Origin of the sequence: Mesorhizobium sp. WSM4904 (assembly GCF_029674545.1) — a bacterium.
In the GTDB taxonomy this organism is placed as follows: Bacteria; Pseudomonadota; Alphaproteobacteria; order Rhizobiales; family Rhizobiaceae; genus Mesorhizobium.
This window is the reverse complement of the sequence record NZ_CP121354.1, coordinates 6,091,054-6,106,502: the sequence shown is the minus strand read 5'-3', so window position 1 is coordinate 6,106,502 and position 15,449 is coordinate 6,091,054. Positions and strand designations below refer to the sequence as shown.

At 64.2% G+C, this 15,449-nt stretch carries 15 protein-coding genes; 13 read left to right on the top strand and 2 right to left on the bottom strand.

The features are described 5' to 3' along the window. Window positions 1–2: 2 nt before the first annotated feature. Window positions 3–1,193, bottom strand: a complete 1,191-nt coding sequence (gene tssA, locus QAZ47_RS29670) for a type VI secretion system protein TssA (protein WP_278231742.1) — start codon at window positions 1,191–1,193, stop codon at window positions 3–5. A gap of 332 nt (window positions 1,194–1,525) precedes the next feature. Between tssA and tssH the strand changes: the two genes are divergently transcribed. From tssH to QAZ47_RS29615, 11 genes are all read left to right on the top strand, one after another. Continuing rightward, complete coding sequence (tssH, locus tag QAZ47_RS29665) at window positions 1,526–4,369, top strand: type VI secretion system ATPase TssH (protein WP_278231741.1); 2,844 nt, start codon at window positions 1,526–1,528, stop codon at window positions 4,367–4,369. 89 nt (window positions 4,370–4,458) lie between these two features. Next, a complete protein-coding gene (locus QAZ47_RS29660) occupies window positions 4,459–4,947 on the top strand; it encodes a carboxymuconolactone decarboxylase family protein (RefSeq protein WP_278231740.1) in 489 nt (162 codons plus the stop codon). Next, complete coding sequence (locus tag QAZ47_RS29655; protein WP_278231739.1) at window positions 4,947–5,804, top strand: sigma-70 family RNA polymerase sigma factor; 858 nt, start codon at window positions 4,947–4,949, stop codon at window positions 5,802–5,804. The genes QAZ47_RS29660 and QAZ47_RS29655 overlap by 1 nt, the downstream gene beginning before the upstream one ends. Window positions 5,805–5,911: 107 nt before the next feature. Then, a complete protein-coding gene (locus QAZ47_RS29650; protein WP_278231738.1) occupies window positions 5,912–6,187 on the top strand; it encodes a hypothetical protein in 276 nt (91 codons plus the stop codon). 278 nt (window positions 6,188–6,465) lie between these two features. Beyond that, the gene (locus QAZ47_RS29645) at window positions 6,466–7,668 is read left to right on the top strand and encodes an ABC transporter substrate-binding protein (protein ID WP_278204477.1); all 1,203 of its coding nucleotides are present in this window, start codon (window positions 6,466–6,468) and stop codon (window positions 7,666–7,668) included. A 161-nt stretch (window positions 7,669–7,829) separates the two neighbouring features. Beyond that, a complete protein-coding gene (locus QAZ47_RS29640) occupies window positions 7,830–8,696 on the top strand; it encodes a branched-chain amino acid ABC transporter permease (RefSeq protein ID WP_278231737.1) in 867 nt (288 codons plus the stop codon). A gap of 7 nt (window positions 8,697–8,703) precedes the next feature. Continuing rightward, the gene (locus tag QAZ47_RS29635) at window positions 8,704–9,684 is read left to right on the top strand and encodes a branched-chain amino acid ABC transporter permease (RefSeq protein WP_278231736.1); all 981 of its coding nucleotides are present in this window, start codon (window positions 8,704–8,706) and stop codon (window positions 9,682–9,684) included. A 3-nt stretch (window positions 9,685–9,687) separates the two neighbouring features. Continuing rightward, a complete protein-coding gene (locus QAZ47_RS29630) occupies window positions 9,688–10,467 on the top strand; it encodes an ABC transporter ATP-binding protein (protein WP_278231735.1) in 780 nt (259 codons plus the stop codon). Then, window positions 10,464–11,186, top strand: a complete 723-nt coding sequence (locus tag QAZ47_RS29625; RefSeq protein ID WP_278231734.1) for an ABC transporter ATP-binding protein — start codon at window positions 10,464–10,466, stop codon at window positions 11,184–11,186. Before QAZ47_RS29630 ends, QAZ47_RS29625 begins: the two co-directional genes overlap by 4 nt. 11 nt (window positions 11,187–11,197) lie before the next feature. Beyond that, a complete protein-coding gene (locus QAZ47_RS29620; protein WP_278231733.1) occupies window positions 11,198–11,944 on the top strand; it encodes an aspartate/glutamate racemase family protein in 747 nt (248 codons plus the stop codon). Between the two features lie 108 nt (window positions 11,945–12,052). Then, entirely contained in the window at window positions 12,053–12,760 is a 708-nt protein-coding gene (locus tag QAZ47_RS29615) for a GntR family transcriptional regulator (protein WP_278204471.1), read from the top strand. 408 nt (window positions 12,761–13,168) lie between these two features. Here the strand turns inward: QAZ47_RS29615 and QAZ47_RS29610 are convergent, their stop codons facing one another. Continuing rightward, window positions 13,169–14,071, bottom strand: coding sequence for an SDR family oxidoreductase (locus tag QAZ47_RS29610; RefSeq protein WP_278231732.1), 903 nt, complete (start codon window positions 14,069–14,071; stop codon window positions 13,169–13,171). A gap of 98 nt (window positions 14,072–14,169) precedes the next feature. On the opposite strand from QAZ47_RS29610, the gene QAZ47_RS29605 reads away from it, so the two are divergent. Next, window positions 14,170–15,018: a helix-turn-helix transcriptional regulator gene (locus tag QAZ47_RS29605; protein WP_278231731.1), complete on the top strand. Its 849-nt coding sequence runs from the start codon at window positions 14,170–14,172 to the stop codon at window positions 15,016–15,018. A gap of 73 nt (window positions 15,019–15,091) precedes the next feature. Continuing rightward, on the top strand, window positions 15,092–15,427 hold the full coding sequence (locus QAZ47_RS29600; RefSeq protein WP_278204468.1) for a hypothetical protein: 336 nt from the start codon (window positions 15,092–15,094) through the stop codon (window positions 15,425–15,427). Window positions 15,428–15,449 lie beyond the last annotated feature (22 nt).

The following is a 15,449-nucleotide window of genomic DNA, read 5'->3' as shown; positions in this document are numbered from 1 at the left end:
TGTTACCTTTCATCCTTCTGGGCCGGCTTCTTGGGATCGGGGACACCGGCAAGCAGCCGGAACTCCTTCAGCCCCGACGGGGCGAGATCTTCCATCAGTTCCACGAAATCCATGTGCACCATGCGCCGCACGCGGCGGGCGAGATGCGGTATCGGGCTCGAAGGCTCGGTGCGATCATAGAAAGCGACGACGAGATCGAGGCATTTGACGACGTCGTCGCGCGAGGTGATCCGGTCAGGCAGCCCGACGCCCGGTTCCGCACGGCTTGCGACACTTGCCATCGTTTCGGCTCCCATCGCTTCGGCCCCTTCCGCTCGATGACCGTTTCGGGTAGGCGCTGCCGATTCCTGCGGGACCGGCTTTGCGGCTCCGTTTCCAGCAGTGCCGGCGGACGAATTCCGCTCCAGCGTCGTCAGCAAACGCTGCAGGAACCGTTTCAATTCCGGGACGGTCGGGCCATTGCCTTCGATACGCTTGTTGAGAGCGGCGTCGACCTCGTCGAGGGCGGCGATCGCCGCGCGGGCGTCGGCGAGCAGCGCGGCCATCGCGTCGCCGGCCTGGTCGATGTGTGCCACGCAGCCGCTGCGCACCCGGTTCAAGAGCTGGCTGTGAGCGGTCGCCAGCGCCGCTTTTTCGGAGGCTCCCAGTCCGGAAGCCGCTTCCTGCAGCATGACGCGCTCGTCGAGCGCGCCCTTTTCCAGGTCGCGTCCGCTGATCGGTCCGACCTGGCGCGGCGAGAAGAAGATCATCTCGCGCAGGTTCGCCAACAGGCCTTCTTGGGCATTCTGGAGGTCGAGCAGGGCATTGATGCGGCGCAAGGCGGCGTCGCGCGGCGGCGCGTTGGCCCGCACTGCCGGATGCATCGTGTCCCAGTACTGGTCGAAGGTCCTGGCGATCAGCGTCAGGCCCTGCGCGAGGCCTGCCAGCCTTTCCTCGTTGGCTAAAGCGCGCGCCACGATGACCAGCAGGCGCAGATCCCGGCCGCGGGGGCGAAGCTCTTCGGCCTTTTCGAGGACGGCCGCCCAGTCGACCGGGCTGGATTGCGAGACAGGCTTGCTGTTGCCGTCGTGGACAACCTTGACTTGCGGTTCGGTCAGACGCTCCAGCTCATGAAAGGCCGGGTCGTTGCGCAAGTCCTCTCCCGACGGATTCTCACCGTTCAGAGGATTCAGCCAGAGTGCGAGATCAATCACACTAACCCCCAGCCAGCGGCCCTGAGACCCTATGTGACGCAACGTTATCACACGGCCTCACTTTATCACAATTGAGCACTCGCTCAAAAACTAACGGAAGCTAAACGCGACCGTTTTCTTCGGCGAAACCCATTGCGCGATTGTCGGACCGGGTATGTGAAATGGCTCGCATAGCCCGGACAGTAATCCGGTGTTTGTTGGGTGAGTTTGCAAGGCTTGTGTAACCGGGCGGTGCCGCCTGGATGAATCCAAACGCCTGATCCGTCACACGGCTTTGTCAAGCCGCCGCTTATATGGCAGGGTACGGTCGGCAGGTTGCGGGAGCAGGTTCGATGGAACAGCGCCGGTCATCGCAGAGCTTCAAGCGTAAGGAACTGGTCGCAAAGCTCAACGCCACGGGGGTGCGTGCCTTCAAGGCCGCGGCCGACACGGCCAAGCTGCGCGGCAATCCCTATGTCGAGCTCGTCCATTTCATCCAGCAACTGGTGCTGTCCGAGCGCTCGGACGTGCAGATGATCCTTGCCGACGCCGGAGTGGACGCAAGCCGGCTTTCGGCGGATATGACGCGCGCCATCGACAAGCTGCCCTATGGCGCGACCTCGGTGGAGGAATTCTCCGATCATATCTTCCACGCCATCCAGGAAGGCTGGAACCTGGCGACGCTGGAGTTCGGCGTCGAAGAGGTGCGCAGCGCCCATATCCTGCTTGCCTGCCTGAGGACGCCCGTTCTGGAAGGCTTGGTTTCCAAGATCAGCGCCGAGTTCGACAAGATCGATGCGGACGGCGTCGTTTCCCGCTTCGCCGATGTCACCGAAGGCTCGCTCGAAGCCGGCTCAGCTTCCGCCGCAGCCGCCATCGAGACACCGGTGAAGCGCGGCCCGGGCGGGGATTCGGCGCTGGCGAAATACGCCACCGACCTCACCCAGCGCGCCCGCGACGGCAAGATCGATCCGGTCGTCGGCCGCGATCCGGAAATTCGGCAGATCGTCGACATCCTGATGCGACGCCGGCAAAACAACCCGATCCTGACCGGCGAGGCCGGCGTCGGCAAGACGGCGGTGGTCGAGGGTTTCGCGCTCCGCATCGCCCAGGGCGACGTGCCGCCGACGCTGCAGAACGTCAGCGTGCGCATGCTCGATGTCGGGCTGATGCAGGCGGGCGCCAGCGTCAAGGGCGAGTTCGAGAAGCGGCTGAAGGCGGTGATCGACGAGGTGCAGGCCTCCGAGACGCCGATCATCCTGTTCATCGACGAGGCGCACACCCTGATCGGCGCCGGCGGTGCCGCGGGCACCGGCGATGCGGCCAATCTTCTGAAGCCGGCGCTGGCGCGCGGCGAGCTGCGCACGATCGCGGCCACGACCTGGGCCGAATACAAGCAGCATATCGAGAAGGACCCGGCGCTGACTCGCCGCTTCCAGGTGGTCAAGATCGACGAGCCGTCGGAAGCCGTGGCCGTGCTGATGCTGCGCGGCGTCGCCGGCGTTCTGGAGCAGCACCATAAGGTGCAGATCCTGGATGAGGCAATCGAGGCGGCCGTTTCTCTCTCGCACCGCTACATCCCGGCACGGCAATTGCCGGACAAGGCGGTCAGCCTTCTCGACACCGCTTGCGCCCGCGTCGCCGTCTCGCAGCATGCCACGCCCGCCGAGGTCGAGGACATTCTGCGCCGCCGCCAGGCGCTGGAGGTCGAAAGCGGCATCATCGGCCGCGAAGCGGCGATCGGCATCGACGTTGCCGACCGGCAGGCTCGCGTCGACGCCGGATTGGCGGAAACCGAGACGACCTTGGCCGCCGCCCAGGCGCGCTGGGATCGGGAAAAGGCGCTGGTGGCCGAGATTCTCGACCTGCGCGCCAAATTGCGCGGCGAAGGCGTGCCGCTCGATGCGGCTGCGGCCGAGGAGGGCGCCGAGGAAACCGCAGGGGCTGAGCCGCGTGCATCCGGAGCTTCCAAGGCGAAGGCGCCTGAGAACAAGGCGGCTGAAACAAAGCCAGCGAAATCCAAGGGTTCGAAAGCCAAGCCGACCAAGGGCGAGGCGGCCAAAGCCGAGGCGGCCGCTGCGGAGACGATCGCCGAGGGATCGGCGGGTTCAACCGCCGACCTTGCGCGGCTGCGCGAATTGATGGCGGAACTCGCCGCGGCGCAGGGCGAGACACCGCTCATCCTGCCCTCGGTCGATCGCAACGCGGTTGCCGCCGTGGTGCAGGACTGGACCGGCATCCCGACCGGACGCATGCTGTCCAGCCAGACCGAAAAGGCGCTCAGGCTCGCCGCCACCCTGTCCGAGCGGGTGGTCGGCCAGGACCATGCGATGGAAATGATCGCGAAGCGCGTGCAGACCAGCCGCGCCGGCCTCGGCGCCCCGGAAAAGCCGGTCGGCGTGTTCCTGCTCTGCGGTCCGTCCGGCGTCGGCAAGACCGAGACCGCGCTGGCGCTCGCCGAGACGCTCTATGGTGGCGAGCAGAACCTGATCTCGATCAACATGTCCGAGTTCCAGGAAGCGCATACCGTCTCGACGCTGAAGGGCGCGCCGCCCGGCTATGTCGGCTACGGCAAAGGCGGCATCCTGACCGAAGCGGTGCGCCGCAAACCCTATTCGGTGATCCTGCTCGACGAGGTCGAGAAGGCGCACCCGGACGTGCACGAGATATTCTTCCAGGTCTTCGACAAGGGCATGATGGACGACAGCGAGGGCCGGCGCATCGATTTCAAGAACACGCTGATCCTGCTCACTTCGAATGTCGGCTCGGACGTCATCATGGACCGCACGAGGAACGGCACCGTGCGGACCGGGATCGACGACCTCGATACTGCCTTGCGCGCGCCGCTGCTGAAGGTGTTCCCGGCCGCCTTCCTCGGCCGCGTCGTCACCATACCTTACTATCCGCTCTCGGATGCGATGATCGAGGCGATCACCCGCCATCAATTCGGCAAGATCGCGCGGCGGCTGAAGGCAACCAACGATGCCGAACTGGTCATCGGCGACGGTGTCATGGACCTGGTCAAGGCGCGCTGCACCGAGATCGAATCCGGCGGGCGCATGATCGACGCGATCCTCACCAACACGCTGCTGCCGGAGCTGAGCCGCGGCGTGCTCAACCGATCGCTCGAGGGCGCCAAGATAACGAAGGTCACCGTCGGGGCCTCGGCGGAAGGGTTTACGTATTCGTTCGAGTAGGGGGTTTGGGACGCAAAAGATTCGGCGCCATGTCACGTTGGGCGGGTTCTCACTCGTCTTGAGGTCGGAACCAACGAAAGGAACCGACCATGACTGCCAGACTTGACCCCCTTGCCGCCGCCCCTTCGCTGATGAAGGAGTGGCACCGCGCCTCGCTCGCGATTTCTGCCAGCCTCGATCCGGCTCTCGCCGAGCTCATCGAGATCCGCTCTTCCCAGATCAACGGCTGCGCCAACTGCATCAACATGCACACCACCTATGCCCGCGAGCGCGGAGAGACCGAACAGCGTGTCTACCTGTTGGCGGCCTGGCGCGAGGCGCCGTGCTATACCGACCGCGAGCGCGCCGCGCTTGGCTGGACCGAGGCGCTGACGCGGATCAGCGAAGGCCATACGCATGAGGCCGCCTATGAGGCGCTGAAGGACCATTTCACCGAGGAGGAACGGGTGAAGCTCACCCTGATGATCAACATCATCAACGGCTGGAACCGCATCGCGGTTGGCTTCGGCGGCTTTGTCGATCCGGCTGCGGTGAAGGCGGCCAATGCCAAGGCTTCCAACAAGGCGGCCGCTGCTTGATGGCGAAGCCGGCATCCGAGGGTGCGGCGGCGGCATTCGAGCCGCTGCGCCCGAAGCTCATGCGGGTCGCCTACCGCATGCTGGGCTCGGTGGCCGATGCCGAGGATATGGTGCAGGAGGCCTTCATCCGCTGGATGAGGGCCGACCGTGCCGAGGTGCGCGAGCCCGAGGCGTTCCTGCGCCGCACGGTCACGCGCCTCTGCCTCGACCAGCTCAAGTCCGCGCGCCATCAGCGCGAGACCTATGTCGGCTCCTGGCTTCCCGATCCCGTCGTCGAAGACGACGAGGCGGACGACGTCACCTTGCCGCTTATGCTGGCACTGGAGCGCCTGTCGCCGCTCGAGCGGGCGGCCTTCCTGCTGCACGACGTGTTCGGGCTGCAATTCGAGGAAGTGGCAACCGAGATCGACCGCGATCCGGCGGCCTGTCGCCAGCTCGCCGCCCGCGCGCGCAGCCATGTCCGCGAGGCGCGGCCGCGTTTCAAGGTCGAGAAAGAGCGTGGCCTTGAGCTTGCCGAGGCCTTCTTCAATGCCTCGCGCAGCGGCGACATGAAGGCGCTCGGCGCCATGCTCGGCGCCGATGTCAGCGCTCATGCGGACGGCGGCGGTAAGCGCCCGGCGGCGATCGCGCCGGTCTTCGGCCACGACGCGGTCATCAAGCAATACGAGACCGTCGTCGCCTGGCTTAGGGACAATCGCTCGCAGCTCGTCCGCTTTGGCTTCATCAACGGGCTGCCCGGCTTCGTCACGCTGGAAGCCGACGGCGAGTTGCAGACCACCGCGCTCGACATCGAGGACGGCAAGATCACCGCGATCTATGTGATGCGCAATCCCGACAAGCTGAAGCATCTGCATTAGCAATCGCAACTGGCCGAGAGACCCTGCAAGGCTGCCGACGGAACCTTTGTTCGGCTGGCGATTTTGGCTATATGTTTGGGCACCGGATGCCAGAAGGGTTGCTGACGATGACGACGAAAAACCTTGCGATCTCCGCTGCCGTTCTGGCCGCGGCAATTGGCGTGTCCGGTCAGGCGTTGGCCGGCGACCGGCATCATCATCGGCTGGTCGAGCAGGAACGCTACGTTCCGGCCGAAGGCGACCTCATCGACATCCTGTTCGGCGGTCCGCGCTACTATGACGCCATGCTGGTCACCTCGGCGGCGGGCGCCTGCTCCTATCATCGGACCGGACCGGACGCGAACGCGCTGAACAAGATCAACGACCATCATTGCGGAAAATAGCCGCTCTCGCGGTTGTTCTTTGCGCGGCTTGGCCTCGATGAGCCGCGCCCGCTTTTTGCCCTCTCCATCAAGTGCTGATCGGGTTGGCCGAGTCGTGCCCGCTTGTTGTCGGCCGTTGCGCAGCGTGCGGCTGCCGCGCCATCGCACACATCTGGTTCAAATATTGTATACAATAATTAAGAAATATGTTGACAATCCGTCGCAGCCGGTTTCCCTTAGGCCTATCCGCGCCATCCAACGAAAAACACAAGGCGCGATAACCAGAAGGGAACCTGCAAATGATCAATCGACGCTCGACTCTGAAATCGATGGTGCTTGGCGCCGTCTCGACCCTGGCCATTGCCGCTTTTGCCATCCCGTCCGCGCAGGCTGGAAACAAGGAGCTCAAGATAGGCTTCGTTGGCGTCACCAGCGGCCCCGCCGCTGCCTGGGGCACGTCCAATGTGCGCTCGATGCAGACGCGCGCCGCCTGGCTCAACGAAAAAGGCGGCGTCAAGATCGGCGACGACACCTATAACATCAACATCGTCACCTTCGACGACCAGAAGGATCCCAAGCGCGCCATCGCCGGCATGGAGAAGATGGCGCAGGAAGGCATCCATTATGTCGTCGGGCCGAATGTCGATGACGGTGCCGCCGCGGTGCGCCCTGTCGCAGAGTCCAACGGCATCATCTATTTCCCCTACGCTTTCCCGAAAGCCCTCTACCAGAAGCCGGCCTCGAATGCCGTGCTGGGCATGATCGCCAACTATCAGTCGGGCCCGGCGATCTACAAATATCTCAAGGAAAACAAGGGCGTGAAGACGATCGCCTTCGTTGCGGCGAACGAATCCGACCCGCTCAGCCAGCGTGACAGCGGCGTCGAGGCGGCCAAGGCGCTCGGCCTCGATATCGTCGCCCAGAACGACACCTACCAGAACGACACTCGCGATTTCACGCCGGTGTTGACGCCGATCGTCGCGCTGAAGCCCGACCTGCTGGTGCTGTCCGGCGTGGCGCCCGCCAACGCGCCGCTGCTCATCCGCGCCGCCCGCGAGCTCGGCTACGAGGGCCTGATCTCGACCGAGACGGCGCAGGACGCCAAGGTGCTGGAAGAGGGGGCCGGCGAATATGCCAACGGTTTCATCTCCGTCGGCGGCGCCTCCACGCCGGAGATCGCCTCCGACGAGATGAAGGAGTTCGTCACCCGCTACACCAAGATGTTCGGCGAGTACAACGACGAGTCCAACACCAAGGTCTACGCGCTGGAATACATTCTCGATACGCTGAAGGCCAATCCCGCCGCCATCAACGACGTCGCGGAATTCAAGAAGACGATGGACACGTTCTCGGCGCCCAACCCCTTCCTGAAGGGCGACGCCAAGCTGAGCTATGTCGGCTCGACCTCCTTCGGCCAGAAGCGTCAGCTCTCCGTGCCGATGGTGGTCAACGAGTATAAGGATGGCGCTTTCCAGACCCTGTTCGTCGGCTCCGTCGACTAACGCATGTCTCCCGAAAGCGGGAACCGGTTTTCGGGACCAAGACATGCGTAAAATCAAAAACCTAAGGCACAAGCTTTAGCGTCAGGTTCCTAAGGTTACTTCCTCCCGCATGCCGGGGGTCCGGGCTATGGTCCGGACCCCGCGGAAGATCGAAGGTCTCCATGGAACAGGTCATCGCCAACGGATTGTATCTCGGTGCCCAATATGCGCTGATCGCGCTGGGCCTCACCCTGATCTTCGCCCTGATGAACGTGCTCAACTTCGCCCACGGGCAGATGTACGTGCTGGGCGGGTTCATCACCTACACAGTCTACGGCCAGCTCGGCCTGCCCTTCGTGGTGGCGCTCTTGGCCTCCGGCGTGACGCTCGCGGTGATCGGCGCGCTGATGGAGAAATTCCTCTTTCGCACCGTCATCAGGCGCAGTCATCGCGAGGAGAGCACCATGCTGCTCGCCGCGGCGACGGCCTTCTTCTTCGACGCCGTCATCCTGCTCATGTTCGGCGAGAAGCAGCGCGGCGTGCCCAAGATCGTCAAGGGCGTCTTCAACCAGGCCGGCATCATCATGCCCTATGACCGACTGGCCGTCGGTGCCCTGGCCATCGTCTTCATCGCCGCTTTCGTCCTCTATATGCAATATAGCCGGGTCGGCCGCGCCATGCGGGCGCTCGCCCAGGACCGCGTCGCGGCCCAGCTGATGGGAGTGCGGGTCGACCGCTATTCGATGATCGGCTTCGCGCTGGGCGCCATGCTGGCGGGCGTCGTCGGCGGCCTGCTGGTCACGATCACCGGCGTCAATTCCGGCATCGGCGGCCCGATCTCGATCAAGGCTTTCCTGATGGTGATGATCGGCGGCGCCGGCGTGGTTGGCGGCGCGATCGCCGGCGGCTTCATCCTCGGCATGATGGAGTCGGTCGGCCTGACCGTGCTGCGTGAATATGGCGACGTCACCTATCTCGTCATCTTCGCCGCCCTGATGGTGTTCCTGTCGATCCGCCCCAACGGGCTGATGGGCAAGCCGTGGGGTTGAGAGCGCCATGACCCGCAATCGCAACATGAAAATCGCTTCGGTCGTGGCCTTTTTGGCGATCGTCTTCGTCGTCGTGCCGGCCGCGATCTCGGCAAGCGGCCGCATCGACCTCTACTACACGCTGACCTCGGTGGCGCTGCTCAGCATCGCCAGCGCCGGCGTGTGGCTCACCTTCTACATCGGCCGCATCAATATCGGCCAGGGCGCCTACGCGCTCATGGGCGGCTACGTCTCGGCCATACTGGTGATGAACCATGGCTGGTCCTTCTGGTTGACGCTGCCCGTGGCCGGCCTGTTCTGCGCCGCGGCAAGCGTGCTGATCGGCCTGCCGATCCTGCGGCTGCGCGGCGTCTATTTCGCCATGGTGACGCTGACGCTGACCGAGGTGGCGCGGCTCTTGGCGCTGGCGCTGCCGATCACCAACGGCGCCAAGGGCATCGTCAGCATCCCGTTGCCAGGCGCGCTGTCGGTCTTCGGCCTGACCATCATCCCGGATTTCGCCACGCTGCAGAACTCGCGGCTCGCCTTCTATCTGCTGGCGGTCACGCTGATGGTGGTCTGCTTCGGTGTCATGTACCGGCTGGTCCATTCGCGCATCGGCAAGCTCTGCCAGTCGCTGCAGCAGAATGAAGAGCTTGCCTCCTCGATCGGCGTCAACATCGCCTATCTGCGCGTCATCGCCTATGCGGTGTCGTCTTTCTTCGGCGGTGTCGCCGGCGCGATCTTCGCCGCCATCTCGCAATCGATCTATCCGTCGAGCTTCACGGTCACAGACTCCGTCAACTTCATGCTGAACTGCTTCCTCGGCGGCCTCGGTTATGTGTTCGGGCCGATGCTCGGCACGCTGGTGCTCTATTTCGGATGGGACCTTTTGTTCCAAACCGGCCAGTTCCAACTGCTCATCTATTCCGGCCTGATGATCGTCCTGATGCTGGTGCTGCCAAACGGCCTGCTCAGCCTCACGGCTTCGACCCGGAAGAAGGCTTGAGCCATGGCCGAAATGCTCGAAGTCTCCAGCATCACCAAGCGCTTCGGCGGTCTCGTCGCGGTCAATAACGTCTCCTTCTCGGTGCGCGAAAAGGAGATCCTGTCGGTGATCGGTCCGAACGGCGCCGGTAAGTCGACGCTGTTCAAGCTGATCTCGTCGTTCCTCAGGCCGACCGCAGGCGAGGTGCGCCTGAAGGGCGAGCGTATCTCCGGCATGGCGCCGCATGTCGCCGCCCGCAAGGGCGTCGTGCGCACCTTCCAGGAAACGACGATCTTCAAGAACATGAGCGTGCGCGACAACGTCGTCATCGCGCACCATCTGCGCTCGAAGGCGAGCCTCGTCGGCTTCTTCTTCGGCACCGGCACGGCCAAGGCCGACGAAGCGGCCTTCGGCCAGTCCGCCGACGAGATCCTGGCGCTGCTCGGCCTGGCCCCGATTGCCAACGAGATCGCCCGCAACCTGCCGCACGGCCATTTGCGGGCGCTGGGCATCGCCATCGGCCTTGCCACCAACCCTTCCATCCTGCTGCTCGACGAGCCCTTCGCCGGCATGAACCATGAGGAGACCATGCGCATGGTGGCGATGGTGCGGCGCCTGCGCGATCTCGGCCTCACCATCCTGCTCGTCGAGCACGACATGCCGGCGGTGATGAAGATCTCGGACCGCATCGTGGTCCTCAATTTCGGGCAGAAGATCGCCGAGGGAACGCCATCGGAGATCCAGGCCAACGAGAAGGTCATCGAAGCCTATCTCGGCAGCGAAGACGAGGCGATCGGCCTATGAACCAGATCCTGAATTTCGCCGGTGTCGAGCTCTATTACGATCACGTCTATGCGCTGAAAGGCGTCTCGCTCGAGGTCAGCGAGGGCGAGACCGTCGCGCTGATCGGCGCCAACGGCGCCGGCAAGTCGTCGATCCTTCGCGCCATCACCGGTCTGAACAGGATCAGGTCCGGCGAAATCCACTACAACGGCAAGCGCATCGACGGCGCCGCGCCGGACGAGATCGTCAAGATGGGCATCGCCATGGTGCCGGAAGGGCGGCGCGTCTTCCCCTACATGACGGTGAGGGACAATCTCCTGATGGGCGCCTTCACGCGCTCGAGCAAATCCGAGATCGCCGCGACGATGGAGATGGTGCTGGGGCGCTTTCCCCGGCTGAAGGAGCGCTTCTCGCAGGCCGCCGGCACGATGAGCGGCGGCGAGCAGCAGATGCTGGTCATCGGCCGCGCGCTGATGGCGAAGCCGAAGCTTCTGCTGCTCGACGAGCCATCCCTCGGCGTCGCGCCAAAGCTCGTCCAGGACATCGCCCGCTCGATCGTCGCCATCAACCGCGACGAAAAGGTCAGCGTTCTTCTTGTCGAGCAGAATTCCCGCATGGCGCTCCGCATCTCGCAGCGCGCCTATGCGCTGACCACCGGCAGCGTCGCGCTGAGCGGCAACTCCACCGAATTGCTGACCGACGACAGGGTCAAGCGTCTTTATCTCGGCGGCGAGATCTGAGGCTGATTTTAATGCGCATACTCGTCATCAACCCCAACACGACGGCATCGATGACCGCCAAGATCGGTCAGGCCGCGGCTAGCGTCGCGGCGGCGGGCACCGAAATCATCGCCGTCAATCCGGCCGACGGTCCGCCGAGCATCGAGGGCTATTTCGACGAGGTTTTTGCCATTCCGGGCATCATCGCCGAGATGGGCAAGGCGCCGGCGGCGGACGCCTATGTGATCGCCTGCTTCGACGATACTGGATTGGATGCCGCGCGTTGCGCTACCGAGGCTCCGGTCATCGGCATCGGCGAGGCGGCCTTCCACCTCGCCAGCCTTGTCGCCGGCAAGTTCAGCGTCGTCACCACGCTTGCCCGCTCGGTTCCCGCCATCGAGCACAATCTGGCAAAATACGGTCTTGCCTCGCATTGCGCCAAGGTGCGCTCCTCGGAGGTCGCCGTGCTGGAGCTCGAACGGCCCGGCTCGAATGCAAGGCACAGGATATCGGAGGAAATTGCGCGCGCCATAAACGAGGATCGCGCCGAGGCGATCGTGCTTGGCTGCGCCGGCATGGCGGATCTCGCGCACAGCCTGTCGGAGGAGCACGGAGTTCCCGTGCTCGACGGCGTCGTCTGCGCGGTGACGCTGGCCGAGAGCCTGTTCAAGGTGGGCTTGAAGACATCGAAAGTCGGCGGCTACGCGACACCGCGCGGCAAGCGTTTCGCCGGCATATTTGCCTCGGCCTCGCCCATGGAAGCCGGTTCGCCGGGCTAGGGCGTCGGATCCCAGCGGGATTGACCGGGGCGCGGGCGACATTAGATTGGGTTGGCTGCTGGCGATTTGGGAGCAGATCGGGCCGGATCGGGCCTGCGCATTGAAAGCATGTTGACGGTACTCAGGGAAGACGATCGCGACGACAAGCCGGCAGCGCGCTGGTCGCCGATCTACTATGGGCTGAGGGACGCCATCGTCGGCCATCGCCTCGCCCCGGGCACCAAGCTGCCGGAGGACGAGCTGGCCTCGATCTATTCGGTGAGCCGCACCGTCGTCCGTGCCGCCCTGCAGGCCCTCGCGCATGACCGGCTGGCGCGGCTGGAGCCCAATCGCGGCGCCTTCGTCGCGCAGCCGTCGAAGATCGAGGCGCGCGAAGTTTTCGAGGCCCGCGCCCTGATCGAGCCCAAGGTGGCGGCACTTGCCGCCAAGGCGGCGGTGCCGTCCGACATCGCGCAACTGCGGGCGCATCTGGAGAAGGAGCACGAGGCGCTGCATGCCGGCCGCGACAGCGACGCCATCATGCTGTCGGCGCGCTTCCATGTCGGCATCGCCGAGATCGCCGCGCATTCCGTCTTCACCAACTTCGTGCGCGATCTCGTCTCGCATTCCTCGCTGATCATCGCGCTTTATTGGAAGCGCCGGGACGCGACCTGCGAAAAGCACGCCCATCATGCGCTGGTCGATGCGATCGAGGCCGGCGACAGCGCCGACGCCGCGGCCCTGATGAACAGCCACCTGGTCGATCTGCTGTCCGGGCTCGACCTCACCGACAAGGTGGAGAAGTCGGACAGCCTGGCCGATCTGCTGCGCGCCTAGGAAAGGCGGTGGTCCAACCGGCCGCTGAACCGCCGGAGGAATTTTGAGCGGTCGGCTCTGTTTGCATTGGCAGGTGGCATGCGCTGGAGATTGGCCGAAACGCCCATCGCGATCGTCATTCCAGGGCGAAGCAGGAGCGAAGCTCCGTCGCGAAGACCCTGGAATCCATGCCGTTACCTCCGCCAAGGCGTGCAACGGAGCAGAATTCTTCACCGCGGCAGCGCTTCGAAGTCACGGAATGGATTCTATGGTCTTCGCCGCGTCGCTTCGCTCCTTGCTCCGCCATAGAATGACGAGGTTGGGGCGGCTTCAACCAAATCTGCGGCGCCTGCGCGGATTCCACCGAAATGAACGGAAAAACCTTGCACGAAGACGAACCGCAACCTTTCAAAATCCCAGCGTCGGGGACTAAGCTGCGGCGGCTTGCGAATAATCCATCCGCTCCAGATCGGCGATGAGGCCGGGCCCAGTCGGTTGCCAGCCGAGATGCGCACGCGTCCATTCGCTGGATGCAGGTATGTCGAGGCCGGCGAACATGGCAAGCCACCCGAAATGGTCGGCCGCTTCTTCCTGCGACAGCGAGACCACCGGCACTTTGAGGCCGGCGCCGATCACCTCCGCGATCTCGCGGACTGGAATGCCTTCCTCGGCGACGGCGTTGTAGCGCACGCCGGCTTCCTGCTTGTCCAGCGCCAGGCGGTAGAGCTTCGCGACGTCGAGCACATGCGCCGCCGACCACCGGTTGCGGCCTTCGCCAAGATAGGCCGACACGCCCTTGACGCGCGTCTGCGCGATCAGCGGTGTGATGAGGCCCTGTTTCACCGTGTCATGCACCTGCGGCAGCCGCACCACCGACACCTTGACGCCCTTCTCGGCCATAGCCGCGCCGGCGAGCTCGGACAGGATGCGCGGATTGGGATGGTCGGTGTTGAAGATGTCTTCTCTCGCAGGCTGTCCGTGCTCGCCGGAGCCCATGCCGACACCCGACGTGATGATGAGCAGCCGGTCCGAACCGGCGAGCGCGCCGCCCAGCGCTTCGATGACGCGCTTGTCCTTCTCGCAGTTCGCGACGAAGTTCGAGAAATTGTGGTCGAAGGCGGTGTGGATCACCGCATCCGATTTCGCCACGCCGTCGCGCAGGCTGTCGAGGTCTTCGATGTCGCCGCCATGCGGCTCGGCGCCGGCGGCGAGAAGCGACCGCGCACCGGCATCCGAACGGGTCAGGCCAAGTACCTGATGGCCGGCGGCAAGAAGTTCGGACACGATCCTGGAACCGATGAAGCCGGTCGCGCCGGTAAGGAATACACGCATGATAGGTCTCCGCTTGTTGTTCGGAGGCCCTATTTGCGCTATAGATCATTCTGTTAAAGTAGTGACTTTATTATGGTATAATAGCCAACAGGATGGCAATGCCCCAAGGGACCGCCAACAAAGAGACGACCAACAAGCTGGGCACCTTTTTGCGGGATCGCCGCATGCGCCTCGACCCCGTCGCCTTTGGCTTCACCACCGGACGCCGGCGCACACAGGGGCTGCGCCGGGAGGAAGTGGCGCAACGCGCCAATATCAGCCCGACCTGGTACACCTGGCTGGAGCAGGGCCGGGGCGGCGCGCCGTCCGCGGACGTGCTCAACCGCATCGCGACCGGGCTGATGCTGACCGAGCCCGAGCGCGAGCATTTGTTCATGCTGGGTCTCGGGCGGCCTCCCGAGGTCCGCTACAGGAACGTCGACAGCGTGACGCCGCGTTTGCAGCGCGTGCTGGACGCCCTGGACCCCAGCCCTGCCATCATCAAGACCGCGACCTGGGATGTCGTTGCCTGGAACCGCGCCGCGGCAGCGATGCTGACCGACTATTCCAAGCTGCCGCGCGAGCAGCGCAACATCCTGCGCCTGATGTTCGGCAATCCCCGCGTGCGCGACGCCCAGGACGATTGGCAGAGCGTCGCGCGCTTCGTGGTCGGCTCGTTCAGGGCAGATGCCACGAGGGCCGGCGCGGACGCGGAAATCACCCAGCTCGTGGAGGAGCTTTGCCGGATCAGTCCGGAATTCGAGGCGCTGTGGCGCGACAATGACGTCGTCCCCGCGCACGGCGAAGGCGTGAAGCGCCTGCGGCATCCCGAGATCGGACTGATCGAGCTGGAATTCTCGGTCTTCGCCGTCGACGGCCGGCCAGAGCTCGGCATGATCGTCTACAACCCCGCGACGCCCGCCGACGCCGAGCGCATTCGATCGCTGATCGAGTCTCGCTCCGGGTGATGGCATGCGCATTGTTTCGTCTCGCAGCGCCGCTTAGTATTTGAGTTTGAGGCGAGGCCACCAGAGGTATTGCATGAGCTTTGATCAAAAATGGTCCGCATCCGAGAAGAAGGTGGCCCGTATCGCTTTCGATAAGGCGCTGGAGGTGGCGCTCGGCAAGACACTGGCCGAATTCAAAAAGAAGGCCAGCGAGGCGGCGACGTTTTCCGATATGTGGGAAATCGAAGACTATCTGCGGCAGCAACGGCGAAACCTTGAGCAGATGTTCGACTATCGCTACTCGCAGCTCATCTTCGTCTTTGCCGCCCTCGTCGAGGAAGGGTATTTGGACGAGGAGATGCTTTCGGGTCTCGCGGAAGACAAGCGGAACGAGATCCACAGGATCCTCGCCTGGCGCGCAAGGGAGTAGGGCGCGCGCGGTCGGTCCGACG